General features: G+C 58.6%; 24 protein-coding genes. 10 read left to right on the forward strand and 14 right to left on the reverse strand.

Annotated elements, in window-relative coordinates; translation table 11 throughout:
* Positions 1–246: 246 nt before the first annotated feature.
* Genes RH858_RS16100 through RH858_RS16115 form a run of 4 tightly spaced genes read right to left on the reverse strand, consistent with a single transcriptional unit; the run spans position 247 to position 6855 of the window.
* Positions 247–942 (reverse strand): SprT family zinc-dependent metalloprotease, encoded by a 696-nt coding sequence (locus RH858_RS16100; RefSeq protein WP_310562423.1) that lies wholly within the window; start codon positions 940–942, stop codon positions 247–249.
* 19 nt (positions 943–961) lie between these two features.
* Positions 962–3928 (reverse strand): type I restriction endonuclease subunit R, encoded by a 2967-nt coding sequence (locus RH858_RS16105; protein ID WP_310562424.1) that lies wholly within the window; start codon positions 3926–3928, stop codon positions 962–964.
* Complete coding sequence (locus RH858_RS16110; protein WP_310562425.1) at positions 3921–5291, reverse strand: restriction endonuclease subunit S; 1371 nt, start codon at positions 5289–5291, stop codon at positions 3921–3923. Before RH858_RS16110 ends, RH858_RS16105 begins: the two co-directional genes overlap by 8 nt.
* Positions 5284–6855, reverse strand: coding sequence for a class I SAM-dependent DNA methyltransferase (locus tag RH858_RS16115; protein WP_310562426.1), 1572 nt, complete (start codon positions 6853–6855; stop codon positions 5284–5286). The genes RH858_RS16110 and RH858_RS16115 overlap by 8 nt, the downstream gene beginning before the upstream one ends.
* A gap of 422 nt (positions 6856–7277) precedes the next feature.
* On the opposite strand from RH858_RS16115, the gene RH858_RS16120 reads away from it, so the two are divergent.
* Entirely contained in the window at positions 7278–8162 is an 885-nt protein-coding gene (locus RH858_RS16120; protein WP_310562427.1) for an SHOCT domain-containing protein, read from the forward strand.
* 420 nt (positions 8163–8582) lie between these two features.
* Here the strand turns inward: RH858_RS16120 and RH858_RS16125 are convergent, their stop codons facing one another.
* Positions 8583–8828, reverse strand: coding sequence for a hypothetical protein (locus tag RH858_RS16125; RefSeq protein WP_310562428.1), 246 nt, complete (start codon positions 8826–8828; stop codon positions 8583–8585).
* Between the two features lie 480 nt (positions 8829–9308).
* On the reverse strand, positions 9309–10358 hold the full coding sequence (locus RH858_RS16130; protein ID WP_310562429.1) for a phage integrase SAM-like domain-containing protein: 1050 nt from the start codon (positions 10356–10358) through the stop codon (positions 9309–9311).
* Between the two features lie 1165 nt (positions 10359–11523).
* Here RH858_RS16130 and RH858_RS16135 point away from each other — a divergent pair.
* From RH858_RS16135 to RH858_RS16160, 6 genes are all read left to right on the forward strand, one after another.
* Positions 11524–11793: an AbrB/MazE/SpoVT family DNA-binding domain-containing protein gene (locus tag RH858_RS16135; protein WP_259535084.1), complete on the forward strand. Its 270-nt coding sequence runs from the start codon at positions 11524–11526 to the stop codon at positions 11791–11793.
* A 15-nt stretch (positions 11794–11808) separates the two neighbouring features.
* Positions 11809–12159 (forward strand): type II toxin-antitoxin system PemK/MazF family toxin, encoded by a 351-nt coding sequence (locus RH858_RS16140; protein WP_259535083.1) that lies wholly within the window; start codon positions 11809–11811, stop codon positions 12157–12159.
* 402 nt (positions 12160–12561) lie between these two features.
* Positions 12562–13977, forward strand: a complete 1416-nt coding sequence (locus RH858_RS16145; protein WP_310562430.1) for a PAS domain-containing sensor histidine kinase — start codon at positions 12562–12564, stop codon at positions 13975–13977.
* Between the two features lie 321 nt (positions 13978–14298).
* Complete coding sequence (locus tag RH858_RS16150; RefSeq protein ID WP_310562431.1) at positions 14299–16194, forward strand: GDSL-type esterase/lipase family protein; 1896 nt, start codon at positions 14299–14301, stop codon at positions 16192–16194.
* Positions 16195–16267: 73 nt separating this feature from the next.
* Positions 16268–17197: a D-2-hydroxyacid dehydrogenase gene (ddh, locus tag RH858_RS16155; protein ID WP_259535080.1), complete on the forward strand. Its 930-nt coding sequence runs from the start codon at positions 16268–16270 to the stop codon at positions 17195–17197.
* 490 nt (positions 17198–17687) lie between these two features.
* On the forward strand, positions 17688–18032 hold the full coding sequence (locus RH858_RS16160) for a hypothetical protein (RefSeq protein WP_259535079.1): 345 nt from the start codon (positions 17688–17690) through the stop codon (positions 18030–18032).
* A 61-nt stretch (positions 18033–18093) separates the two neighbouring features.
* Here the strand turns inward: RH858_RS16160 and RH858_RS16165 are convergent, their stop codons facing one another.
* The 8 genes from RH858_RS16165 to fer form a co-directional block, all read right to left on the reverse strand.
* Positions 18094–18597, reverse strand: a complete 504-nt coding sequence (locus RH858_RS16165) for a hypothetical protein (RefSeq protein WP_310562432.1) — start codon at positions 18595–18597, stop codon at positions 18094–18096.
* The gene (locus tag RH858_RS16170; RefSeq protein ID WP_310562433.1) at positions 18527–19711 is read right to left on the reverse strand and encodes a hypothetical protein; all 1185 of its coding nucleotides are present in this window, start codon (positions 19709–19711) and stop codon (positions 18527–18529) included. Before RH858_RS16170 ends, RH858_RS16165 begins: the two co-directional genes overlap by 71 nt.
* The gene (locus tag RH858_RS16175) at positions 19695–20042 is read right to left on the reverse strand and encodes a hemolysin XhlA family protein (protein WP_259535077.1); all 348 of its coding nucleotides are present in this window, start codon (positions 20040–20042) and stop codon (positions 19695–19697) included. The genes RH858_RS16170 and RH858_RS16175 overlap by 17 nt, the downstream gene beginning before the upstream one ends.
* Entirely contained in the window at positions 20029–20505 is a 477-nt protein-coding gene (locus RH858_RS16180) for a hypothetical protein (protein WP_310562434.1), read from the reverse strand. Before RH858_RS16180 ends, RH858_RS16175 begins: the two co-directional genes overlap by 14 nt.
* A gap of 34 nt (positions 20506–20539) precedes the next feature.
* Positions 20540–21955: an RNA-guided endonuclease TnpB family protein gene (locus RH858_RS16185; RefSeq protein WP_310562435.1), complete on the reverse strand. Its 1416-nt coding sequence runs from the start codon at positions 21953–21955 to the stop codon at positions 20540–20542.
* 39 nt (positions 21956–21994) lie between these two features.
* Complete coding sequence (locus RH858_RS16190) at positions 21995–22330, reverse strand: hypothetical protein (RefSeq protein ID WP_310562436.1); 336 nt, start codon at positions 22328–22330, stop codon at positions 21995–21997.
* A 139-nt stretch (positions 22331–22469) separates the two neighbouring features.
* The gene (locus RH858_RS16195; RefSeq protein WP_310562437.1) at positions 22470–23000 is read right to left on the reverse strand and encodes a VTT domain-containing protein; all 531 of its coding nucleotides are present in this window, start codon (positions 22998–23000) and stop codon (positions 22470–22472) included.
* 58 nt (positions 23001–23058) lie between these two features.
* Positions 23059–23712, reverse strand: coding sequence for a ferredoxin Fer (gene fer, locus RH858_RS16200; protein ID WP_259535074.1), 654 nt, complete (start codon positions 23710–23712; stop codon positions 23059–23061).
* 129 nt (positions 23713–23841) lie between these two features.
* Between fer and RH858_RS16205 the strand changes: the two genes are divergently transcribed.
* The 3 genes from RH858_RS16205 to RH858_RS16215 are packed head-to-tail and all read left to right on the forward strand — an operon-like array spanning position 23842 to position 25678.
* Positions 23842–25032, forward strand: coding sequence for a hypothetical protein (locus RH858_RS16205; RefSeq protein WP_259535073.1), 1191 nt, complete (start codon positions 23842–23844; stop codon positions 25030–25032).
* 56 nt (positions 25033–25088) lie between these two features.
* Positions 25089–25496 carry a helix-turn-helix domain-containing protein gene (locus tag RH858_RS16210; protein WP_259535072.1) on the forward strand — a complete coding sequence of 136 codons (408 nt, stop codon included), beginning with the start codon at positions 25089–25091 and terminating at the stop codon, positions 25494–25496.
* A 20-nt stretch (positions 25497–25516) separates the two neighbouring features.
* Complete coding sequence (locus RH858_RS16215) at positions 25517–25678, forward strand: zinc ribbon domain-containing protein (protein ID WP_259535071.1); 162 nt, start codon at positions 25517–25519, stop codon at positions 25676–25678.
* The last annotated feature ends 96 nt before the right edge of the window (positions 25679–25774 follow it).

The following is a 25774-nucleotide window of genomic DNA, read 5'->3' on the forward strand; positions in this document are numbered from 1 at the left end:
GTTTGTAGAAAGATCCTCATCTGACATAGATGCCAATCTCTTCGGACAATAAATAAGTATTCTTGACACTACATCCTTTGAGGTACAGTATTATCTTTGATCGGTAGCGATCAATAAATGAGCGATGATAAACACACGTCGTATGTCTTGAACAGCTTCAGAAAAACGAGGTGGAGTTGGAAGTTTAACCGTGAGATGTGTACTCACAACTTAACGCTTAAGGCTACACTACATTCAGGTCAATGATCATAGATCCGTTTTGGAGAAGATCAACTGCGTACTGTTCTCCTCAAGCCACCGAGCGTGCGCCTCGTATTCCGGATCGTATTCAGCCACCAGCGACCAGAACTCGGCGGTATGATTCGACTCCCGAAGATGAGCCAGCTCGTGAACGATGACGTAATCAACCACCCTCGGAGGAGCCATCATCAAACGCCAGTTCAATCCGAGCGTTCCTGTCGTCGAACAACTCCCCCACTTCGTTCGCTGGTTTCGAACCTCGATCTGCTTGTACTCGACACCCATCTCCTCGGCAAACTGGTTGGCCTGTTCCTCGAAATATTCCCGGGCCTTCCGTCGATACATCGTTTCCAATGCCCGCTTCACCGAAGTCTGTTCGACATGATGTTTCGCCAATCGGAGTTCGTTCCCGATGATCTGCGACGACGGACGCTGTTCGACGACAACCTCGTATTCCTCACCGAGATACGGAAACGTCTCACCGGGTTCGTACTTACGGTCGGGAATCTGCTCACGATACTCGTCGTATTTCCGTTTCTTCTCGATGACCCATGCTGCATTCTCCGAAAGGATCGTCTCAGGGTCCGTCGGAGATCCTTCCGGAACCGTGACCCGAACGCCATTTATATCCACGTCGATCCGGGGTTTCGTCGCGTCGGTACTCCGTCGAATCTCGTATGAGACGGTCTTCCCGAGAAGCATCGTTTCCCGAGTTACCGTCTCAGACATAGTTGTTGATGAGGTAGTCACGAATCGCGTCAACGAACGGATCGTCAATGAGATCGCCCCGGTTGTACTCGACAGCGACCACGTCGAGAATCAATCGCTCGATCTCCTGTTCGGTTGCCTTGTTTGTCTCCCATCCGGGATACTCTCTGTCTACGCGCGCTTCGAACGTTTCGACAAGGGACTCGGCGACTTGGGTGCCCTTCTCGTTGCTTTCAACCGCCTCGTCAAGCTCCTCGGTCAAGTGTGTCTGAATCGCAAACTGTGCCCGTTCCGCCGAGTCGTCACCAGCTTCGTCTTCGACCTCCAGTACCTCCTCTTCGACCGCCTTCAGCGCCTCTACAGCTTCCGGATCGGAGACGTTGCCACTCTGCCAGCGTTCGACGATCTCGGTCACGCGCTCGCTCAGCCGCTTGTACCGGGGGTTCTGTCCCGTCCGTGGATGCAAGTGGTCCTGTGTCGCATGCGCGATCTGCGAGGCTTTCACGCCGGGATTGTCCAATCCTTCAACGTCTTCGAGATATTCCTCTCCGAGTTTGTACGTCGGGAAGTCGTCGCGGATCTCGCCCACGTCCACGTTCTCGTTGAGGATCTTCCGCGTCTTCTCACGCATGTCCTCCTCGGGTTTGTCCTTGCCCGACGTGGTGCGCTGGAAGGCGACCTGAATCCGGCTCAGCCACTTGTACTCGTCTTGAATTTCTTCTTCGATGAGTCGCCGGTCGGGTGCAACCGACTCATAGAGGTTCTGTAGCCGACGGAAGCCTTGCTTGAATTCACGGCGTTCGGGGTGCTTGCTGATCCGAGAGACGGCAGCGTTGGCGGCCTCCTGTGAGTCGTCCTTCGGGATGCCGTCGAAGATCTCCATGACCGTCTCCAGTTGATCGACGAGTTCATTGAACAGTTCCTCCTTGTCGCGGGCAGCGTAGGCTTTCGTCTCGGCGTCGTAGTCGAGGGCTTCGTCGATGTTCTCGAAGACACCCTGAAAGTCCACGATCTCCCCGTTCTCCTTGCCGTCGGCGGGCCGGTTCGTCCGGGCGATGGCCTGCATGAGGTTGTGGTTCTTCAGGTTCCGGTCGAGATACATCGTCTTCAAGATCGGGGCGTCAAAGCCCGTCAACAGCATGTTATGGACGACCAGCAGGCTCGGGTTCTCATCAGGTTGCTTGAACCGCTTGACGATCTGATCGCGTTCCTCGGCGTCGGTGTGGAACTGCTGGATGAGATCGGGATCGTCCTTGGTCGCGGTGTACAGCACTTCGACGGCGTCCTCGCTCCGGCGTTCGATCAGGCGCTCGCCGTACATTGCAGCCGACCGTCGGCTCGGTGTGACGACCATTCCTTTCCAGCCGTTGGGGGCGACGTTCTCGCTGTAGTGTTCGTGGATCTCCTCGACGGCGCGTTCGACCCGGGGTTCCAGCTCGGCCATAGTCCGGCTGGTCACGTTATCCCTGATGAACTCTCGTTTCTCCTCGGTGGACATTCCCCGGAATTCGCGTTCGAATCGTTCGTCAAGGGCGTCTTCGGCGACCTCCCACTCCATCTCGTGGCGCAGCGTGAAGTAGACGGGAAGGATCAGGCCGTCGTCGATCCCCTGTTTGACCGAGTAGCGGTGGAGATAGTCCTCGCCTTCGGGGCTGAATTCGCGGAACGTGTTCCTGTCCTCGTGACGTTCACCTTCGCGCACGGGCGTCCCCGTGAATCCGAAGTGTGTACAGTTGGGAAGGGCGGCATCGAGACGGCTTCCGAGATCGGCCTCCATAAAGCGGTGGGCCTCGTCGGACATGACCACCACTTCGTCATTGCCCTGCACGTTCGGTTCCACGTCCTGGAACTTCTGGATCGTCGTGAGAACGAGTTGACTGCTTCCTTCTTCGATGAGTGCTTGCAGGTGATCGATGGTTTTGGCTTCCGTCCAGCGCGCCAGCGAGAGGTTCGACAACTGATCGCGCATCTGGCTGTTGAGCTTGTCCGTATCGACGATGATGAAGACCTGCGGGTTGCGGGCGGCGTTCCCACTGAGTAGATTTTCCGCCGCGTAGAGCATCGTGAACGACTTGCCCGATCCCTGTGTGTGCCAGATGAGTCCCCGGTCGTGTTCGCCTTCCCGTACTCGGTTGAGGATCCGTTTGACGGCGTAGTACTGCATGTGCCGGGGAATGATTTTGGCGTCGCCGCCGGGTCGCTTCTCGAAGAAGACAAAGTTCTTCAGCACGTCCAGCAGGGTGGCAGGGTTACACAGCGCTTGGACGGCCTGCTTCATCGCGTTGTCTTCGTTGGTGTACTGCTCGGGGGCGTCGGTCCACGGTTCGTAGAATTCGGCAGGTGCGCCGACAGCGCCGTAGCGGAACTCCATCGTGTCGGCGGCGACGTTGAACAAACCGGGGATGAACAGCCGTGGAACGTCGTCTTCGTACTGATGAAGGTCGGTGATAGCGTCGTAGTAGTCGTTGTCCTGTGCGATGCTTTTCAGTTCCATCGTGACGAGTGGAATCCCGTTGACGAACAGGGTCACGTCCGGGCGGATGGTGGTTCCACGCGAGACGGAGAACTGGTTGACGGCGTGGAAGCGGTTGGCGTCGAGGAAGGTTCTAGCGTCGAAGTCGATCAGGTCAACGTAGATTGTCTCCTTGCCGTCGTCGCCGTTCTTGACTGTGAACGTCTTCCCCTTCGTGAGGAGTTCGTGAAAGTGCTGGTTGCCTTCGAGCAGGTTCTCGTAGTCGAGATCGCGGCGAAGCGAGTTGAGAAAGCGTTCGACGTTGTCTTCGGTGATTTCGTTGTTGAGTGCGATGACCTGTTCTTCCAGTAGATTCCAGTAAATGATCTCGTTGCTCCGGCGGTCGTAGGTTCTGTCGAGAACGTGTGTGCCCCGACTGCCGTCCTGCCCGTGAGTTTCCCAACCGACGGCGTCGAGCCACGAGAGGAGGGATCGTTCGACGCCGCCTTCGTTGGGGACATTAACCATGTTGGGCGATTTCGTCGGGTACCTCTATGTTAGTGTCGGTTGTTCTGACTTTCCCGGAGAGGAGGTCTTGCCTGAGACCTTTTTTTAGGCGCTGGAGTTGAGACTTGTATCGTTCGTTCGATTCAATCTGGTCATCAATGGATCGGATTTGCTTGACAATTTGCTCCTGCTCTTCTAACGGAGGAAGCGGGAGCTTTACCTGCTGGATACTGTTCGCGTTGATGTTCGCTTGGCTTACTCCCTTAGTTGCAAAGTCCATCATTCGGTTCTGAGCTTCAGATGAGTTCATGTAGTAGTTGAGGTAATACGGATCAACCTTCTCGTTCGCCTGTAGACGGACGAGATAAGATGCAAAGACGTGGTCCCCTTCAAGTTCATAGATGCCAGTTTTCCCGACGAGTTCGAGGCTGTTCGTTCGGTTGAACAGAATGTCGCCTTCTTCGACTTGATACTTTTCAAACTCACCATCCTCAAGGTCGATATACTTCATCGGCTCCTCTATCATGTACCCGTTCTCGATATTATTCATCCGAAAGATTGGGTACTGACCTTCTTCCGACAGACTCTCAGAAATCCCATACTGAGCGGTGTGTACTACATCACCGATACTCGCCACCTCCCAATGAGAGGGTATGTCACCAACCGGTGTAGAGATATACTTCTGATGTGATTCGTGCTTCCCATGGAAAACATCCTGCATCAATCCAGATTTGACCTGATGCGTCTGTTTTACAATAGTGTCTGTCTTCTCAATCGCTCGGTCAACCGTGTAGAGTACGGTGGCGATTTTACGCTGTTCAGGGAGTGGTGGAACAGGGAGCCGAACTTTATCGAAAAGATTGCTCTTGATTCGCTGATGGCTGTTTGTCGTGGAAGATGTAGAGAGTCGGGGACGGTCGATGAACGAATCAGAATTGAAATACTGAAGATAGAATTCTAAATTGAGTCCATCAGCCGGGAGTAGTGGCCAATACTCTGTGGAACATAGTGCTGGCTCATCGTGTGAATGGTTTACAAGCCAAAAGCGTTTCTTCGAGATATTGAGTTTAGAGAATAGAAGTGTCTGATTCGGAACGTGGAATTTTTTGCTTCCAATATCGTCTGCTTTGATTAGTTCCGGCTTTTTGCCTTCGTCAAAGGCTGGCATAGAATATAGTCGAACTAATTCTCCCTCATCAAGTTTCTCAGGGTCAGCCGAGTCTTTTTGAATCTCAAAAAGTTCTTCAACGCGGCTAACCGGCCAGTCTTCCGGCGGTTTTCCAAAACTTCCCCAACCAAACTCGTCTGGTTCCTCGTTGGATTCGACCGAGTCACTCTGTTCTGCAGACTGACTAAATTCTGTAATCTTTTGTTGGTCACTCATAATTCAACGCCTCTATATGCTCATTCATCGTCGCCTCTATCTCATCGCGCTCCGCCTGCAACTCACGTAACTTTACCAGTTCCTCGGCCACGTCAATATCCTCCTCCGGCTCGGTCGTATCGACATATAGCGCGATATTGAGATTGTAGTCGTTCTCTCGAATTTCGTCCAGCGACACCGTGCGACTCACGCGTTCCTCAGTCGCCCACTCGCGGAAGCTCTCAACGATGTGGTCAAGTCCGTCCTCGGTGAGTTCGTTCTGATTCGATAACTCCTCGTAGAATGCCTCGTCTGCGGCGTGAATGAACTGCACCCCGCCCTCACGGTCGGCGGGCTTGTCCGTATTCAGCACGAGGACTGCCGATGGGATCGAGTTATTCTGGAACAGGTTCTTCGGCAAGCCGACGATTGCCTCCACCATATCCTCTTCCAGCATATGTTCTCGATACCGGCTCTCGTGCTTCCGGAATAGGACGCCGTGCGGAATGACGATAGCCGCCTTCCCACCGTCTCCATCTTTCTCGGGTCGCTTCAACTGCTTCGCCATGTGCATGATGAAAGCGTAGTCGCCCCGGTCGGCCCGCGGCAGCTTCTCGTGCCAGTCGAAGCGCTCGTAGGGATCGTCCTGTAGTTCGTCTTTGGCCCAATCCGCCGAGAAGGGGAAGTTGGCGAGAACCCGGTCGAACCGTGTCAGTTCGTTTTCTTCCTCGTCCGTGAACTGTGGACTCGACAGGGAATCCTCGCGCTCGATGGTCCCGTTAAGTCCGTGAATCGAGAGGTTCATCTTCGCAATTGAGGCAATGTCCGGATTGATCTCCTGCCCGGTGAATTTGAGCTTCGAGGGATCGCCACCTTGCTCCTCGCGGTAGTAGCGTGCCGCCTCGATCAACATCCCACCGGAGCCGACTGTCGGGTCGTGGAAGGTGTCGCCGTCTTCGAACTCGTCTACGAGTCGGACACAGAGGTTGACGATGTGCGGCGGCGTGAAGAACTGCCCGCCGGATTTGCCTTCCTCCTCAGCGAAGTGGCGCACGAGGTCCATGTACGCCTCCCCGAGCATGTCCGGGGGGATACTGTCGCGGTCGAAGTCGTAGGTGTTCAGGTGTTCGATGAGCCTCCCGAGTCGGTCGTCGTCGAGGGCGTCAGCTTCGATGTAGTCGGCACGGAAGACGCCCTGTAACTCGGGGTTCTCGTCGGTAACAGCGTCGAATGCTTCATTTAGTGCTTGATCGACGTTGTCGCTAACTGCGCGAAGATCGTCCAAGAGGTAGCCTTCGGGAACGATTGGTACGTCATAGAGATTCGGGCGTCGGGCGAGGTCTTCGTCGCCGTACTTTTCGACGTTCTGTTGGAACTGTTTCTCGAACTCGTCCGAGATTGCCTTGTAGTAGACGAGTGGCAGGATATACTCTTTGTAGTCGGTCGGGTCAACGGCGTCTCGGATTATATCGGCGCACTTGAACAGGTGAGAGTCGAGTTCGCTGAGGGAGATGGACATGGTCGTGATGATGCAACAGGGGGTCATATCTTCTGTGGTGTGTAGGTGAGATGACCGGGTGAACACTACAGTGAGTGTCCTGTTGTCAGCACCGCCCGAAGAATAATCAAGTGACCATCTGAATCGAAAAAGATGGCCGGGGATTGGTTTACAGAGGAGGGTGAGCGGGACCAACTCATGATCGAAAACCGAGACGGAGAGAGATTCATGGTGTCTCCAACGATAACCGGATAAACGATGCTTCATCGGAAACCAACTAGATGACCCAGCGGTTACATAGAAAATAGACGTTGAGGTGAGGTGCTTCTATCAATATGCTGGTAGTAGTACGAATCACCTGACCGTTGCACTAGTTTCATCAATTCCTCCTCCCCCTTTCGAGAATCACGAAAGCCGGCGGAGGAAACCAATCCCGAATCAGGGTCCTCTAACAGAGATAAAATGACCAGACAAACTAGCGAATTAGAGTCGTCCAAGGACTATGGGACATGGCGGATTTTATAACAACAGTATCTAACCGAAAATTACTTAAAGTTGGTTTAGAATCCTTCATCATGTCATCTGGTGTAAATCTTGAACCCGGGCATTTCATGCTAAAGCCGTGTCCAAGTTGTGGAAGGGATGAAGTGTACAGAACCAAAGGAAAGGACGATGATGATTTTTACTACGGTTGTGATTCCTGTGGACTACAATTAAACGAAGATGATGCAGTAAAATCACCTGTTGAGGCTTTCACAAACTCAAGTAGCCAGAACGAAGCCTCAGAGATCCCCGATGAGATCGTGAAAGGTATCGCCGCATCTGCAGTAAGCGACCTTGTTACACCTGCTCGATTACACGGCACAGAGGAATATTTCAATAACGTCCTCGTATACTTGGAGCAAGGCGAACAACCCGACTATTTATTCCCCCTAACGCGGGGAATGTTTGCGGACGATTCTCTTATTGTTGAATCAGGAGCCGAACAGACGATATTATTGGATAAAAATTCAGGTGGAACCGTTGTTGTCTCTAATCGCTATGTTAGAATTGTAAGTGATACCGGAGAATGGACTATTCCATATAGTTCTATCTCAAGCGTTGACGTAGTTGGTCATCCTGCGCTTCATATCCACACTAAGGGGCGAACATATTATATTAAAATAGCAGGAACGCTGTTTGATGACGAAGGTGAGTTGAATGAGGCCGCCAGTTATATTCGTAAAAAGCAGCGGATGGTAGCTGGTGATATGGAAGCGGAACACCAAGTGAAAAAAGTAGAATCTGAAGACCCAATTCAGAAGATAGGACGGCTTAATGAATTGAAAAAGGCAGGAGGGATTACTGAAGAAGAATTTGAAGAAAAGAAAAGACAATTATTAGACGGTATCTGAGCAAGGTTCTTAACTTACTTACCAGTATTTCTTAACCCAATCTCTTATTTGATGTATCCTCCTCTCAATTCGACAAAATAAACAGAAGAGAACGCACTAACGGTCTCAATAAATGGGGAAATATGTCAGAGGCACTCCCCGAGAAATAGAAGGATTCGGAGCCTTCTAACCACTTTCGATTAGACAAAATTATAGTTAGTATTCCAATCATATTACGAGGGTGTCATAGAATGATTCTCATGGTGTTGCTTTCATTCCGACCCAGATGAATCAGCCGGTATGTACATCTACGGACTGATTGTGATGGAACTAACAGATAGAAATAATAGCTGTACTGGCATGCAAGATAGATCGCGCGGATCTTGCACAAGACCAACTTCTCTTCCGTAATCCGTCTCGAAGCCCTGCTCCTGACAAAAATCAGTTTCGAGCGACGAGAACGTAGAAGATGATGACGAGTCCCCCAGCGACGATGGCGGCAAGGATTTGTCTATCCACAAACCACGTACCAAGCATCATAGCAACGAAAACTGCTGCACCCCACACCCCGGGGTGATCAACACCCTGTTTTTTTGCATCCTGTGCGACAAGCCCACTAACAATCGCGTACGCGATGAGTGCAAGAACCGACAGCAGCAAAACACTACCACCCTGTAAGGGGAGCATGTCGAAGGAATATTGTCCACACGTAGAAAAAGTTCGCTGCTACACTAGCGTTGTCACCAGCGATCGTTCACCACACGATACAGACTCTGTCCTCCCAATGGCGTGTCTTCGATGACCAGATTATGCCATGCTGCATCCATCTTCTGTATCTCGCATGGAGGTTCTGACAAGCGACAGGCAGATCGAGCACAATGCCGGTACGTACACCCCCGGTACTAACCGTTCATCAGATGGGCGCAGATAGGGTATGCGAGCCGTTATATGGCACCCTCATCATATTACCCGAAGAACCTATCCCCAAGAGTTGTCAGCCATTGTGTTCCGCGTGTCTGAATCGGAGTGAACGTACCGCAGCGTCGTTTCGATCTTTTCGTGTCGAAGCTGCTCTTGGGCGTTTTGAATGCCGTATTCGTTGGCCCACAGCGTTGCGACACCGTGACGGATCAAATACCACGTCAGGTTCTGTCCTATCTGGTGATTTTATATCACGCTCTGGTCTCCATCGAAGAATATCGAAGCTCTTGTTTTTCGGCGTCCTTCGTCAGTCGATTCGTCGTAGTGTTCGTCCAGTACTTTTTGAGAAACATCGAATCGCCCGGATGCGGCTTCGTATGTCCAGTCCTTCTTCTCAAGGTGGTACGTTATTGCGGTTCTCCGCATCGGGTGAGGAGAAAGCGACTCCGGACACTTGCTCGCAGCATCGACGGGGATCGCTTCACAACTCTCTACATCCCTATTAACCGGACAGTTGCCTGTGTAGTGGCACGGACGGGTTAGCGCGTAGATCATCCGTTGAACGGCTCCGCCGGAATACCGCCCGTTCTTGCTTGTTAACAACGGTTCACGTCCGTAGTCGTCGGTTTGGGGTTTCCGATTGATCTCGATGTAGTCTTCTATGATTTCTCCGATGTGGGGCCACACGACGACTTCTCGGTTTCCTTCTTCGCCGTTCTTTAGTCGGGTTCCTGTATCGGGTCTGTTGGTGAATTGGATGACCCCGTACTCTCCGTGTTCTCGTTGTTTGACGGGCTTGTAGTCGTCTACGTCGAGGCTGATTAGGGCCCCACATCGGCACCCAGTGTGCCAGAAGATGGCGAAGGCTACGTGTTTGACGGTCCCGTATTCGAATTTGTTGAGGTAATCCAGTAGTCGTTTCACTTCCCCGAAGTCCATCATGTCGTCGCGACTCAACTCTCCTTTCGAAAAGTCGGGGGTTTTGAGTTTCTCGTAGAGATGCTGGTCTTCTTTGGTCGCATCGACCCGCCGACAGAATTTGAAGAAGGTTCTGAGTGTCGAGAAGTGGTTGCGGATGGTGGCATCTCCTTTGTTGGGATCGTCTTTGAGGTGGAGTTTGTATTCGAGGAGGAGAGTCCCGTCGAGGTCGCGGATAGAGTCGATCCCTTGAGCGTCACACCATTCGAGGAACTGGTTGGTGTGGTCGCGGTTTTTGTAGATAGTCTGTTCTGATTTGTTCCCTTCACGTTCCCTGTGGAACAGTTCCGTCAAGGAGTGCGGATTGGTGGCAGTCATGTGTTATGGCCTACCACAAAAGCGCGGGACCGCGCGAACCTGTGAGCGCGGAGGCGGTTCGAATCCGCCCCAACCCATGTCTCTCTTACGCGTTCTTGAAGGACAAGAATCGCCAGTATAAGCAGCTTTACCCGTCATTTTATCACACTCGAACCTCCAACCGCGTTTGAATCCATGCAGCCACGTAGCGCCCGCGCAAGCACCCCGGACACGTCCCCGACATCGGTTGAAGGACTCAAGTAACCACCGGCCGCAGGCAACAGGAATCGCAGCAGGTCCACCCTCCGATCGTCCTCCTTCAGAACCACACACCACTGCTCGGTGCCCGCAGGAACACCACCTGCAGACGACAAAACAATCACGAGGAGAGACGAGATGGGAGACTCTCGGCAGGAACATACCGCCGCTGATGTTACCAATCACCGGGACCAGAACAACAAAACAAGCGTGACAACAGTCGGAAAGAGGAGACTCACAACACGACCGACGCCGTCTCCTCCCCGTCGCTGCGAGTCAGTCGGGACTCCGGACGCGACTGTCGCAATCCCGGAACCGTTCCAATTTTCAGTAGTCTGTGGTACCAATTGGATGTAATCGGTACTGCGAGCGGCTGGGCCACGCTCTCGAATTGACCACCATCGATTTTCGTGGCTCTCGGTCGGCTCACCGGGCGGCTCAGTGGCCCTTCAGGTGACGTTCCCGGCACCAGCGGAGCGGCTGGTCGGTCATCGAGGCACGCACGCCTGCGGAACGGCCAGCAAGCGTGTGATTGTGCTAGCTGCCACGTTGACTGCCCAGAGCGTCCATATAGGCCGATGGTTACAGTCATCGTGACAGGATAAGTTCCCGCCGCCACCAAGAAAAACGTGCGCCATCCACAGCGAAAGTAAAACAGAATCACTACCAATTACGACTCAATAGTACTGAATCTCGCAACAGTTACACAACCCCTACGGAGTTCACGCTGGCTCTTACCGAACACAGCGAAACAGCGGTACCTCCTCACGTATTGGCAGGAGGACCAGTGCAAGATATAGAGGATCAATGCAGCACGACAACTCCGTTAGTTTCACGCCGAAGCGGCGAATCACCTGCTAACTACATGTGCGAATTGAATGACCATGCCACCGACATCTATATCAGTATGAAAAAAGTATGAATGGGTATGCCCGAACACAAACGGAAAGTCGGAGATCGGGGACAGGTGACGATTCCGAAGGAACTTCGGGACCGTCGTGGCATCAAAGGCGGTGACGAAGTTGAATTCGTCGAAGTGAATGACGAGATCATAATCAAACCGCCGACAGATGAGGAACGGCTTGCTGAAGGATATCGAAAGAGAGCCGAGCGGTCTCGTGAGCTGGCTGAAGAAATGGAAGAAGCATCCTCAGAAGCAACCGGGCATCTTGGTGACGCACCGGGCTGGAGCGAGTGAATTCTGGAGTCAAGTGTGCAGGTACGCCGCGGCGACATTGTCATCGTTGAACTGAATCCCACGAAAGGGAGTGAGCAGCAAGGAAAGAGCCGGCCCTGTGTTGTCATCCAGAACGATGTTGGGAATCAGTACTCACCGACAACCATCATCGCTCCATTCACAAAGCAGTACACGTCTGGAGACACGTACCCGTTCGAGGTGGAAGTACTGGCTTCGGATACTGCCCTCGATCACGATTCAGTGGCAGATCTAAGTCAAATCCGGGTTATCGACATCGACGAACGTGTCAAAAAGAACATTGGATCTGTCCTGTCATCAGACATGATGAAAATCGACTCGGCAATCAAAAATAGCCTCGGCATTTGAGCGAAAAGTTCCGTCAGTGTATAGTCTGTACTGACCGATTTGATTTCCCGTGGGTTAGTCCGCCCCAACCCATTTTTGACGACACCGCAACCGCGAGCGGTCCGTGTCGTCTGTGTGGTTGTCGAAGGATTCGAACCCGGGGAGTCGCAGCCCGGAAGCGCAGCGCAGCGAGCATCCCGGAACGTCTCCACTCGGTGAGAATCCGTCTCAACCCATTTCTAAGTTCTCGGGACGACTCGCAGGAACCTCAGCAGAATTCGACCCGGTTCCGCCACCGTCTCACCGGCGCGACCCGAACAGTACAAAAGCTTAACCCTGTCGGAACACCGTGTATTCGTGAAGCCTCGCCGCTGGAACAGGGACAGACGATCACACAGCGGATATACGTGAGCTGATTCCACAATGGACAACGGCGAGCGCGAAGAGAGCGAACGGCGATACCGACGGTTGATCGAAACCTCCCCCGCACCCATCAACCTCTTCGACGCGTCCGGGGAAATCATCTGGGGCAACGACGCTGTGCTGGATCTCCTGGGTCTCGAGATCCGCGAGGAACTCGTGGGGCGGTCGATCTTCGATTTCATCCACCCCGAGGACGAGTACACGGCACAACAGGAACTCGCCGAAGTCGTCGAGGAGAAGCGGGCGACCGGGCCAACCACGATGCAGTTACACCGGCCCGACGGCGACACGCGAACCATCCGGGTTTCTACCGCCCCCGGACGGTACCACGGGCGGGACATCGGGCAGGCCGTCGTCGTCGACATCACCGAACTCGAGGAGCTCCGGGAGAGCCTCGTCGCGGAACGGCAGTTCGTGGAAACAGCCCTCGACACTCTCCAGGACGTGTTTTACGTCATCGACCCGAGCGGGCATCTCCAGCGGTGGAACGACACGCTCCTCGAGGTGACGGGATACGACGAGTCCGAGATCGAGGACCTGGACGTCGAAGACTTCTTCATCGAGGAGCACACCGACCGCGTTTCGCGATCGATCACCACCGCGTTCGCGGAGGGGGAAGACACTCTCACCGCGACTCTTCTGACGAAGCGGGGTGCGACCGTTCCGTTCGAATTCCGAAAACGGCGGCTCCTCCAGGACGGCGAGGTCGCCGGACTCGTCGGGATCGGCCGGGACGTCTCCGCGCGACAGGAACGGGAGCGACACCTCCGCATCGCCGATCGCGTGCTCCAGCACAACATGCGGAACCAGCTCAACATCGTGCAGGGGGCGGCGATGGGACTCGGGGAAGGTCTCGACGGGGCGGACCGCCGGGAGATCGAACGCATCACCGACGCGACGGATCGACTCCTCTCCATCTTCGACAACCACCACCGGATCGTGGAACTGCTCACCGAGAGACACTACACGGAGGCGATCGACGCCGTCGAACTCGTCGCGTCGATCGGAGAGCAATTCGACGACGAATACCCGGACGCGTGCGTCGAGTACGAACTCCCGGAGGCGGCGCTCGTCTCGACGGTTCCCGCCCTCGAGCAGGCGCTCCAGGAACTGGTCGAGAACGCCCTCGAACACAACGACTCCCGGCAACCCACGGTCGAACTCGCCGTCGAACCGGGGGAGATGGAGGTCGAGATACACGTCCGGGACGACGGCCCCCGCATTCCGGAGATCGAATACCGGACCAAGCAACACGACGAGGCAGGCAGCCCCACGTTCCATTCGGCGGGGCTCGGGCTCTGGTTCGTCCACTGGGTGGTGACCCGATCCGGCGGGACGGTGACGTTCGCGGAAAACGATCCGGCGGGGAACCTCATCACCATCGCGCTACCGGCGGCACAGTCGAGGTGGCGGTGACGGTCCGAACGCGACCCCTCACGACGTCGACTACCTACTCCGTGGAATCGACTGCCCACCCCCTGAGAAACTGTCACCCACTGCGGATGCGTCAGGGGATGCGTTGATACGTACGCCGAAACTCATGTATTGTTATCTCATACCACAGTCGATGGAGCCCGCCTCTACGTCGATCTGCAAGGTCCCGGAGAAACGGGAGGTGCTTCTGTAACTGTGGGGAGGTCACGTGATGACAAACGAGGAGAGAATCCAGAACCGAAACGGGGTACAGATCGAGAAGCGACACACACCGGCCGGACGGCTGCTCGAGGTGAGCCGACGATGAGTCCACGACGACGCGACAGGGATCGGGACGAGCGCAAACACCGAGAGCGACCCCGAAAGCGGACCCGCGTCGACGCGAGGCGCGGAGGAAAACAACATCGACGCGACCGTCGTTCGAACGACTCGCGGGAACGAACCCGCGTCAACGCGAGGCGCGGACGCGAGGCCGTCGACACCTGGGGTAACGATCGCGCTGACTCCGATCGGTCGAAGATCAGTATCCGGCCGTACAGTCGGTTCCCAACGCTCGACGACTACGACCGCACCGCCCACGCCTGGAGGGAGTCGTACGTCCAGGCAACCAGCGGGTACAGGATCGGCGTCAGCGCCTGTGGCGGTTTGACGAGCCCGATCTCGGGTGAGGACGCCGAAAAGATCATCGACGAGTTCGAACGCGAACGCCGGCGGAACCCCCGGCCGGGCGACGGCAGCTCCATGCCCGGGAGGGAGCCGCCGACGAAAAACGTCGGCGGACGGCTAGAGGTCCCGGACGACTTCGTGGCGTGGCACTGGACCCTCGAAGACGTCGACGGCAAAGTGGTGAGCCGGACCCGCCGTCGGGCGAACCTCGGTCCGGACGCCTGTGGTGCCACCCTCACCGCACCCGACCTCGGACGCTACACGGCGAGGCTCCGTTTGGAGCTAGAGCACGGCGAGGAGACCGCCGCGACGTCGTTCGAACTCCGGAACGATCGCCTGATCGTCTCTGTCGGCGATTCGTACGCCTCCGGGGAGGGAAACCCCGACGAACCGCGCCGGCCCACATCCGACGGCGGCAGTACCGGGCCCGTCTGGCTGGAGCCGGAGGCCCACCGATCGCTCCAGGGCGGGCCGGCGCTCGCGGCCGCGGAATTCGAGAGCCGGTTCGACGGGAACCTCGCGACCTTCCTCACGGTCGCGAGCACGGGCGCGACGATCGACGAGGGGCTCCTGGGGCCGCAGAACGCCTGGCAGAACGGCGGCCAGCTGGACGAGATCGAACGAACCGTCGGAAACCGAACGATCGACGCACTGGTTATCTCGATCGGCGGCAACGACGTCGGGTTCGCCGACGGATTGAAGGATCTGCTGTACCGGGTTCACAGGACGCGTTCCGCGACGGTTCGGGAAACGGAGGAAGCGATCGATCGCCTCCTCGAGCGACACACCGACGCGAACGGCCGGACCCAGCGGGCGAAGTACGATCGGCTCGCCGAACGGATCGACGCCCTCGGGCCCGAGGTACGCGAGGTGTTCGTGACCGGCTACCCGACAGGACTGTTCGACAGGGCAAACGGGTCGGTCGGCGGGGGTTGTGGAACCTTCAATCCGCTCCCGCTCGACGCGATCGTGCCCGGACCGATCGGGGAGTTCGTCTCAGAAGTGCTCCCGAGCATCTCGAAACGCGACGCGAGGGCGATCAAGCGGCTCGGAACGCGACTCAACGAAGCCGTCGAAGAGGCGGCACGGCGACACGGCTGGACGTACGTCGACGGTATCGCTGACGGATTCGAAGGGCGGGGCTACTGCCGCTCGAAGAAACACCGATACTTCGTCACGGCCTCCGAGACCTGGAACGACCAGCGGAACTTCAAGGGAATGATGCACCCCAACCGAAAGGGACACCGCGTCTACCGCGACCGGATCGCCGACGAACTTCGGCGGAAAATCGGGGACAGACACGACGCCGACGCTCGCCAGCGAGACCATCGCGACGATGCAACCGGCGGAGGAGACGGAGGAGGCAGTGATCGATCCAGGAAACGACGATCGAGCGATCGTCGGAGGCGCCGGACTGGTCGCTCCGGGAGTAGAAAAAGGGAGAACACGGGCGGGAGGAGTGGCGGAAACACGGGCGGGAGGAGTGGCGGAAACACGGGCGGCGGTCGGAACCCCCCACGACGCCGAAAGTGAGCGGGCGGAGACGGGCCGATCTGTTCGGCCATTTCGCCGAAAACCTTACCAGCCGAACGGGCGAGCAGATTGCATGCACGTCGAACGTCTCGGCGTCGACGAATCGGTGTCGACGGTGTTTCCGCCGGAAAAGCTGGTCGAAGCGCTCTCGGACCTCCCGGTCGACGTCGAACAGGTCGATGGAAGCCCGGACTCGCTGTCCGACTGCCAGGCCGTGATCACGTTCGTGAACCGCGAGTCGTTTCTCGACCTCGAGTGGGTCCACTCGATCCAGGCTGGCGTCGACCGGTTCGACCGGGACCAGTTCGAGGAAGCCGGCGTCGTGCTCTCGAACAGCAGCGGGATCCACGGCGATGCCATCGGCGAGACCGTCGCCGTCCAGGTGCTCATGCTCGCCCGTCGGTTCCACGTCCACGTGGCCAACCAGCGACAGCGAGAGTGGTCCCAGCCCGAGTGGGACGAGGCCTGGACGGTAGCGGGCGAGCAGGCGTGCGTCGTCGGCGTCGGTGGGCTCGGACGCGGGATCGTCGATCGCCTGACCGGGCTCGGGCTCGACGTCGTCGGCGTCCGGCGAACCCCGACGCCGGAACCGGGAGTCGACCGCGTCTATCCGCCGTCGGAGCTGCACGAAGCGATCGCCGACGCCCGGTTCGTCGTTCTCGCGGTGCCGCTCGTCGAGGAGACACGTCACCTGATCGACGGCGAGGCGCTGTCGGCGATGCGGGAGGACGCCTACCTGGTCAACGTCGCCCGGGGCGGCGTCGTCGATCAGTCGGCGCTGGTGGACGCACTCGAAGGGGAGGAGATTGCCGGAGCCGCACTCGACGTCTTCGAAACCGAACCGCTGCCCGAGGCCTCACCACTCTGGGAACTAAAAGAGGTGATCGTCTCCCCGCACTGCGGCGCGTTCACGCGGGACTACTACCGCCACATTGCGACGATCGTACGCGAGAGCGTCCGCCGGATCCGGGCCGGCGACGGGCCGGCAAACCGGGTTTTTTGAGGAGGGCTGGACGCACAAACGGTCCGTTCTGGGGGCTACGACGGCGGGACGCCAGTCCTTCGGTGACAGAAATTGTCAATACGAAAACTGGGGGAATTAGTCTGCTAAACGTTATCGTAACGAGAAGTATTCACGGTAATTGTGAAAAGATGTTATTACCTCGTAAGGCGTAATATACTATCGAGGAACCAAAATGGCAGTGAAGAGCAGAACACCAGTAGGAACGACGCCGATATCGAAGTACGCCACGTGGAACGACCACCGCGAAGATCTCCATCGCATCGCCGAGACGAACCGTACGAAGCGACGTGTCGTACGGTAGTAGGTCACGAGACAATGTTGTGACGGTGGTTAGTTAATATAACCTGAAAAACATATACATTTTTGATCAATTAAATGTCGAAACGTCTGACTTGCGTCTGACAAACTAGATAATTTATCTGATATAATTACCCCACAATATATACGACTGGCAGCCAATGCGTCAGGTATGGTCCTTGGAACACTCGTCTCTTTCGTCGTTGCGCTCCTGATCGGTGGACTGGCAATTTACATCAGTGGTCGCGTCGTCACGGGCGTCGACGATTACTCGCACGCGGTGATTACGGCACTGATCGGTGCCATCGCCTGGGCGATCGGGTCGTTGATTCCGCTGATCGGGTCGCTGGTCGCGCTGATCGCCTGGATCTGGGTCATCAAGTGGCGATATCCCGGCGGCTGGAAGGACGCCGCGATCATGGGGCTGGTGGCGTGGGTGGCCGCGCTGCTCATTATCGCACTACTGAACAGCGTGCTCGGTCTCGGCATCAGCGCGTTCGGCGTCCCCGGCGTCTGACGGATCGGTAGCCTCCGAATTCAATTTTCCCCAGCCGCGTTGTGACCACCGTCGGTGGTTGCTAGCCGTCGGTCAACGCCGGATCGCGAAGCGTCGGCGTGAGCGACTTGAGATCGAACTCGGAAGTCCCGCAGTATCGCTGGGCGAGCCCCGCGAGCGCGTCCGTCCGGAGGATGTCCGCGATGTTGTGCGCCAGCAGGGGCCGGAACTCGCCGCGCTCGAACGCCGTGACGGCTTCCAGACTCTCCTCGAACGGGTCCAGGGCGGTCATTCCGTCGCCGATCAGCGCCTTATAAGCGCCCACGAGATCGTTCACCTGTTCCTCGCCGACGGTCGTGTTGAACCGGGCCCTGAATATCGGAAGCAGATCCGCGTAGGGGACGCCGTCAAACGGCCACCGGCAGTCAAGCAGCGCACACCGCGTACGCAGAAACGGAAGGTCGAACCCGCCGCGATACAGTTCGCCGTTGTACGCGACCAGCATGTAGTCGTCGTCAGCGATCGATTCCGCGACGAATTCCGCAACCGCCGCCAGGAGTTTCCGTTCGTTCCGGTGACAACTCACACGGACGACCGCGTCGAACGCCGTTTCCAGGTCCCGCTGGAGGTGTTCCCGATCGGCCGATCTTCCACCTGTATTGAGGAACACGCGACACCCCCGCGGGACGACGAGACCGAGGACGGTGACGGTGGCGTCGCTTTCGAATCCCGTGGTTTCGATGTCGAACGCGACCGGCGTCAGTTTCGTTCCCATGGCTGCCCGTTTCTACTTCCGATAGCGGAATGAGGGTTCTCGCCGGGGTTCCGGGTTTCCGGGTTCGAGCGCGTCGACGCAGGGCGGAGGAACTCGAATCGAAACACAGCCGACCGCCCGCCGACCGCCCGCCGACCGCCCGATTACTTCTGTACGATGTCGTATCTGCGACTCGGACCGCGGCCTTCGCTTTCGACGAGGTTGTACTGCTCCAGTTTCCGGAGGTACTTCCGGACCGTGCGCTTCGATCTGGGCTCGTCGACGCGCCCGCCAGCTGTTCGTACCCGGGGCGGCGCCCGAGCTGGAAGTCACAGTCGTGGGCGCGTGCGGTCTCGAACAGCGCAGGGACCAGTTCCGCCGACGAACAGACGAGAACGTCCGGATCGACCCGTTCCAGGCGGTCTGAAAGCGTCCCGAGGACGTGGGTCGGATCGCCCTCGATCTGTTCGCGTTCGGCCGACTCGCCACCGAATTCGACGGCAGTGACCGGATCGTCCGGCGTCCCGGACGTGGGATCGCCCAGCTTCAGCGTTCGGAGCTCCCGATCGGGAACCGGTGTAACGTCGCGTTCGAGACAGTACCGGAATTCCGGGGACAGGTCGACGTTGAACAGCCGGTACGTGCCGGGACGGTCCCGGCGGAGAATCCAGCCGGCGAGCGGCCGAACCCGGTCGATCGAGGCGACGTCGATCCGGAGCACCGGCTCCGGATCGTTTCGGAACGCGGTGCGCCAGCGTTCCCGCGAGGTCCGGCTGACGTCAGTCCGGTCGTGCAGAGCGGCCACGAGCGACGACAAGTCGTCTGCGGACTGCGACGCGACGTATATCGTCGGTTCGTAGTCCGAGACGCGCCGAACGCGAGCGCCGTCATCGGTGGCGTACCATTCCAGTACCGCCCCGTCAGCGTACTCAATCGAGAACGGCATCTCCACCGGAACGTCGATCCGCGAGTTCGTCGAACCGCTGCTCGAGAGCGTCGAGCCGCTGCTCGCGTTCGTCGAGTCGTTGCTCGAGAGCGTCGAGCCGCTGCTCGCGTTCGTCGAGTCGCCGCTGGTGGGCCAGAAGCGCCGAGACGAGCAACGGAAGCTCCGGCGTCGGGTGGTTGAGATTGCTCGCCGCGTGGGCGTACCCTCGCCCGTGTTCGAACAGCCGATCGAACCGCGGCTGGTCGACGGCCCGCAACCCGCGGCGGTATGACTGCCACTCCCGTTCGATCGACGCGAGCCGATCCCGGTAGGTGGGGTTAGTTCGACCCACGGTGTGTCACCTCCTGATGGAGCCCGGGGCCGTCGTACAGCGGCGTCCGGGCGGCGAGCACGCGCTTCCAGAACGCGAGTGTCGTCTGTACGCTCGCCCCGCCGTCGACCGGATACACGAGCGTTTCCCCGTCTCCGTCACCTGTCAGGAACCGGGGGCCGAACGGCGTCGAGCGACAGTGGAGCTCCCGAGATGCCGCGTGCGCGATCGGCCGGCCGAACTCGTCGTCCGCCACCCGCGTGACCAGGACGGGGATCTCGTGCTCGCGGGCGATCCGGGCGAGAGCCGCGAGTGCCGACAGGAGCAGCTCCCGACCCTCCCCGGCGAGGAGATCGTCGTCCCGGTAGCGCCCGTCGATCTCGGGGACGACGACCAGCTCGGTGCGATCGGACACCAGCTCGGGTACCGACTCGATCAGGGCCAGGTGCTGGAACGGCTTGACTTCCTCCCCGCGCTGAAGCACGAGGATTCCTCCGTGGGTAATCCATCCAGCGCGATTACCCCGGCTGTGAACTTGCGGGTTCGCTGAGGCTGGGTTGGTCGGGTGACCCCGAGTGTTCCCCGAACTCGGCGGGTCTCCACTCGTGATCGTCCCACTGCCAGTACGCTCCATCACAGTCGGTCGAGTTCTCGGATGCGTCCCTGTCGCGTCCAGCAAACAGGGCAGCGGGCCGAGCCATCGGCCCGACTGCAGACTCCAGCATGTTCCAGGCGCCTGCCACGTCACTGTGTGCCTCCAACTCACACTCGTGACAATCCAACGAATCGCCACGCCGCCTCACGTTCTCGCTCCCACACCCCGGACACACACTACTCGTCTCACTCTCTGGAATTTCTTGCACGGCGATTCCGACGTCACCGAACGTCACTTCGAGTCGCTCGATTAACTGCCGGTGTGACCAGAACGCGTGCGTCTTCTCGTTCACCTCTGCCGACCAGTGTGTCTCCAGCACACCGGTCAGATCACCCACGTAGACGGTCTCGACGTCCCGTGCGAGCAGCCACTCGGCGGCGTGTTTTACCGCTGCATCCCGGCTGTGGTCCCGCTTGCGCGTCCGCTCATCGTAGAGGCGCTGAATCAACGAACTCGTGTACTGCTCTTCGGGCAACTCAGATTGCAGTGTGGCGATTCGCTGGGTGTAGTTCTGGAACCGGTCGAATTCGGGTCTGGCGTGATAGACGGCCGTCTCTCCGCTTTCGGTGACGAGCGCGAGCGTGTTGTTGGCTCCAACGTCGATCGCTGCGTTCTCGCCCGTGTTCTCAAAATCGAGTGTATGAGTGAACGCATCCTCCCGCTGTTCGCGCAACTGTGCCGGATGAATGCGGACAGGATGCTGGACACGGAGGCGATCAGCGTGCTCGTCATACCGAAGTTCGAGACGACTGTCCTCGCCATCCCACTGTGGGTTGCCTTTGACTTCCAGCGTGAGACGCTCGTTGTGTGCGAAGTCGTACCGATCTTCGAGGACCGAACCGACGCCGAATTCGAGCGTGCTCCTCGTCTCGTCCCAGTCGAACGTGTACAGATCGTTGCGGACGAGGCCGTGCAACTCGTAGCCGTCCTCGCGGGTGCCCCAGTAGCCCGGCGGGCTGGGTTTCTTCGTTACCGTCTGATCGGATCCGTCGTGGTAGTGTTCGAGCAGTGAAAAGTGACTGCGCCAGGCTTCGCTGTTTTTGCGCGCGAGTTGTTGGCAGGTCGCTTTTCCGAGGATCGGCGCGTACTCGTCGTAGAGATCAGTGTACTGGGCGTCCCACACGTCGCCGTCCTCGGCGAAGTACTGTTGACGGCGGCGATAGGTGAGTTGGTTCCACAGTGGGGCGTGGGCGGCCAACCAGTCGAACAGACACTGCCGATACCGCTCGGTGGTGGGCTCGGCAGTGTAGGTATTCGTTCGTTGTGGTTGGTCGCTCACACAATAGCATCGTATACCGAAAGAAAATAACGATTCGGATTACAGGCCGGCAGTATCACCTGGAGAGTGCACTGCCAGGTCGGCTTCATCCCCGCGGTGAACCGCGAGGCTTTCACCTCGTCCTTCCGTAAACCCGCGTGCGAGGCGGATGCGGTCGAGGATCCTGTCGGACGGCGCGAGTTCGACGAACGGTGCCGAACGTGCGTGCGGCCCGGGATCGATCCAGCAGGCGTCCCCCGACGACAGCAGGACGTGATCGACAGTCAACGCGTGAACGGCCCGGGACGCCTCCGAATCGACGTCGAGCAGCTGGGTTCCCGGTTCGAGGCTCGGAAGCTCCGGGGTAGTGTGTCTGCCCGGACGTGAACCGATCATGTTGACACGGGTCGGCAGGAGAATGCATAAGCGACGGGAGGGAGCTTCCGGGTTTCCGAGTACGCCGTCCAGACCGGAGCGATTCGGACAGAGCGATCCGGACGGAGCGATCCGAACGCGCCGGCACGGTGGCCGCGGGTCAAAAGATCGCCCTGACGAGACCGACAGCAATCGCGACGATGGCGGCGTGATATATCAGCGTCGACGAGAAGGCGAAGAATACGAGCGGCGGGACGGGGTAGCGGGCGATCCCGGCCGGAATGAAGATGAGTCCACGGAGATACGGAACGAAATTCGTAACGAACACGCCGATGCCGCCGTACCGATCCAGCCACCGTTCGGCCTGTTCGATCCGTTCGGACGGAATCGAGAACCGTTCTGAGGACTGGACGTACGTCAGCCCCTCCCGTCGCGCCAGATAGTAGATTGACATCTGACCGATGACGTTGCCGGTCGCCGAGACGAGGACGACGAGGATCATCTCTTCCCGGGTCGCGGAGATCGCCAGCACGTAACCCGGAAGAACCACCGTCGTGGGAATCGGCTTGGCGACGAACGCCCCCTTCAGGACGAAAAAGACGAACAGGGCGGGGAGCCCGACGTACAAGAGGAGGGCGAACACGGCGTCGACGATCGCTTCAAACATCGGCGGTGAGGGTCCGTGGCTCACGTTGGATCCGCATCGAAATCAGTCCTCGGCCTTCGTCACGAAAGATCCTCATCCGAGTTCATTCCGAATGCGCCCAGGCGAACGGGCCCGGGGGCAGTATCAGGTCGTCGAGTTCGGGGAGGTGTTTCACGTTGAAGACCACCTTCAGCTCGGTGCTGGCGGGATAGCCGTTACACGAGAGCCGGAAGCCGGTGTCGGAAAGCTCGTCGGGCATGATGTGGTTGACGGGCTGGGAGAGTTCGCCCTCGACGAGATACACCGCACAGTTCGCGCAGGCGCCGCCCCGACAGGAGAACGGCCAGACGAACCCCCGATTTTCGGCCGCCTCTAGCAGCGTCTCCTCGGGCTCGACGAGTAGCCGGCCGTACGCCTCCGGCGGAAGGTCCGCGATCGCCGCTTTCCCGAACACGTCGTCGTCGTACAGGTCCCAGCCGCGATCCGCGACGACTTCGTAATCGAGATACTCGACGGTTGCGGGCCCGACCTCGACCGTCGCGTCGGCGTCGTCCGTGAGGTCGACGTCCGCGTCGACGTCGGCCCCGTTCCGCGCACGCTTTTTCAGCAGCCGATAGGCGCGCCTGACGAGCTGGAACTCCTCCATGCTGCCGCCCTGATCGGGATGGGCCTCCTTGATCCGCTCGCGGTACGCACGTCGGATCTCGGCTTCGTCGGCGTCGTCGTCGACGTTCAACACCTCGGACGGGGTCACCATTCAGTCGTCACCCTATAGTGGATTGAGACTGATAAGCTTCGCTCAACGGGCCGGGGAAGAGCAGTTCATCGAACCGGGTGAGAGCCTACTGGCGGTAGTTTCTTGCGCCGGCGCGTCGACCGGCGGAGTATGGAGGAGGCGACGGCTTTCGATCGCGTCGTCACCGAGCTCCGGGACCGGGAGTACGAGCCGCTCGTGCACGTTCCGGAGGCTCACGCCGATACGTACGCCGACGTCCTGGACCGGTGTCGCCGCCACGAAATTTCGATCCGCGGCCGGTATCCGGACGTTCTCGGGTTTACGGACGCGAACCGGGTCTTCGCCGTCGAGGTAAAAGGCTCGAGCGGGATCCTACGGGGGATCGGACAGGCGTTGACGTATCAGTATGGCGCTCACGTCTCGTATCTCGCCGCCGAGGAGTCGGCAGTCGCCTCCCACGGCGACCTGCTGGGAGCGAAGGGTGTCGGTGCTATCGGCGTCGGCGACGAGGGCGTCTCCTTCGTTCGGTCGCCGCCGGCCGCCGAGTCAGCTCGGCAGGTGGCCGACGTCGAGGGACAGCTGTCGCTTCATCTCCAGGGGGCCGAGTTCGGCGGGGACGTCACGACGCTGTCTTTGACCCAGCCGCTGAACTACCTCGCCCCCGTCGTGGCCGTCGACCGACGTGGTCCGCTCGGGCGGGAAGCGCTCCTCGAGACCATCGAAGACGAGTACAGTTTCCAAGCCGGAAGCGAAGCACTGGCCGGCGCCGAGACGCTCGGTCTCCTCGCTTCGTCCCGCCCCATCACACTCACCGATCAGGGGGAACTTGCCGCGACCGTCCTGCGGGGCTACGGGATCGAGACTCTCGATGACCTCCGGCTCGCGAAAGAGAATACCCGGGGGAGTACCGTCGTCGAAATCCACCACCCGATTGCGATCCTCTTGCGCAACTCCTTCAGTCGTCATCCCGCGTTCGGGCTCCTGCTGGAGGCGCTCCGGAAGGAAGGCGAGGTGGTGTACTTCCCGGAACTGCTCGAACGGCTGGTCCGGGAGTATCCGAACGTCTTTTTGAGCGCGTTCTGTACCACCGGAGGGCGCGAGCAGGCGAGGGAACTGATCGAGCGGGGCGAGAGCGAACGACTCTACCAGGATCGTGGCGTCTGGACGGACGTGGTCCGCAACAACGTCCTGTTCAACTTCGTCCAGCAACTGAAACACGTCGGCGTACTCGCCCCGGAGACTCGGAGCCACGGCGGGGCGATCGACGAGTACGATCCCGACGAGAAGCCGTGGTTCGTCTCCCAGCCTCACGATCGCGGCGTCGATGCCGACGACACTTAAACCACCCCTGATATCGTGGAACCGGATACCTGCGGGGAGAGTTCGTGTGTAGAGATATGAACGCCTCCCTAACCCAGGCTCGACGCGACGTTCCGGACCGACATCCGAGCGTTTCCGTCGGCGAGCCCGAGGCGGATCCGGCCGAGGTCCTTTCGGCACTGGGCGATCCCGACTGCCGGCAGCTGCTGTCCGCCTGCGAGGAGCGTCCCAGAACCGCACAGGAGTGTGCCGACGCGTGTGACCTCCCGCTGTCGACGGTGTACCGGAAGCTCGAACTGCTCGGCGACGCCGGGCTCCTCGAAGAGGGCCGCCGCATCCGCTCCCGGAACAACCATCCCACCGAGTTCTCGACGACGTTCGACACCCTCGCCGTCTCGCTTCGAGCCGGCGACGAACTGTCGGTCGACTTCCGCCAGGTCGCCGCCGACGGTGACGGCCGGGAGTCCGACCCGGAAAGTCGATGACGACGATCAGACAACCTACGATGAGCGAATCCCCCACCGACGACTACGCGTTCGAGTGTTCCGACTGCGGCGAGGAGTTCGAGGTCAACTCCGGGATGCGGGAGGCGCTTTTGACCCACGGCTGTCCGGTTTGCGGTGCGTCAGTCTGCGACGAGGAGTTCACGTCGATCGCACAGTCGTGACCGCTTCACTCCCTTTGCACGCCGTTGTGGCACGCCAGTGACGGCGAGTGTACAACGTTCTCGATAGGCTGGAATCCCTGGGAAATATTTATAAAT

The sequence above is a fragment of the Halalkaliarchaeum sp. AArc-GB genome (assembly GCF_031432225.1).
Classification (GTDB): Archaea; Halobacteriota; Halobacteria; order Halobacteriales; family Haloferacaceae; genus Halalkaliarchaeum.

Excerpts from the sequence above, each read along its gene's own strand:
- RH858_RS16100 (WP_310562423.1), bottom strand. The coding sequence starts at position 942 with ATGCTTCTCGGGAAGACCGTCTCATACGAGATTCGACGGAGTACCGAC.
- RH858_RS16105 (WP_310562424.1), bottom strand. The coding sequence starts at position 3,928 with ATGGTTAATGTCCCCAACGAAGGCGGCGTCGAACGATCCCTCCTCTCG.
- RH858_RS16110 (WP_310562425.1), bottom strand. The coding sequence starts at position 5,291 with ATGAGTGACCAACAAAAGATTACAGAATTTAGTCAGTCTGCAGAACAG.
- RH858_RS16120 (WP_310562427.1), top strand. The coding sequence starts at position 7,278 with ATGGCGGATTTTATAACAACAGTATCTAACCGAAAATTACTTAAAGTT.
- RH858_RS16125 (WP_310562428.1), bottom strand. The coding sequence starts at position 8,828 with ATGCTCCCCTTACAGGGTGGTAGTGTTTTGCTGCTGTCGGTTCTTGCA.
- RH858_RS16130 (WP_310562429.1), bottom strand. The coding sequence starts at position 10,358 with ATGACTGCCACCAATCCGCACTCCTTGACGGAACTGTTCCACAGGGAA.
- RH858_RS16135 (WP_259535084.1), top strand. The coding sequence starts at position 11,524 with ATGCCCGAACACAAACGGAAAGTCGGAGATCGGGGACAGGTGACGATT.
- RH858_RS16145 (WP_310562430.1), top strand. The coding sequence starts at position 12,562 with ATGGACAACGGCGAGCGCGAAGAGAGCGAACGGCGATACCGACGGTTG.
- RH858_RS16150 (WP_310562431.1), top strand. The coding sequence starts at position 14,299 with ATGAGTCCACGACGACGCGACAGGGATCGGGACGAGCGCAAACACCGA.
- ddh (WP_259535080.1), top strand. The coding sequence starts at position 16,268 with ATGCACGTCGAACGTCTCGGCGTCGACGAATCGGTGTCGACGGTGTTT.
- RH858_RS16160 (WP_259535079.1), top strand. The coding sequence starts at position 17,688 with ATGGTCCTTGGAACACTCGTCTCTTTCGTCGTTGCGCTCCTGATCGGT.
- RH858_RS16170 (WP_310562433.1), bottom strand. The coding sequence starts at position 19,711 with ATGCCGTTCTCGATTGAGTACGCTGACGGGGCGGTACTGGAATGGTAC.
- RH858_RS16190 (WP_310562436.1), bottom strand. The coding sequence starts at position 22,330 with ATGATCGGTTCACGTCCGGGCAGACACACTACCCCGGAGCTTCCGAGC.
- fer (WP_259535074.1), bottom strand. The coding sequence starts at position 23,712 with ATGGTGACCCCGTCCGAGGTGTTGAACGTCGACGACGACGCCGACGAA.
- RH858_RS16205 (WP_259535073.1), top strand. The coding sequence starts at position 23,842 with ATGGAGGAGGCGACGGCTTTCGATCGCGTCGTCACCGAGCTCCGGGAC.
- RH858_RS16210 (WP_259535072.1), top strand. The coding sequence starts at position 25,089 with ATGAACGCCTCCCTAACCCAGGCTCGACGCGACGTTCCGGACCGACAT.
- RH858_RS16215 (WP_259535071.1), top strand. The coding sequence starts at position 25,517 with ATGAGCGAATCCCCCACCGACGACTACGCGTTCGAGTGTTCCGACTGC.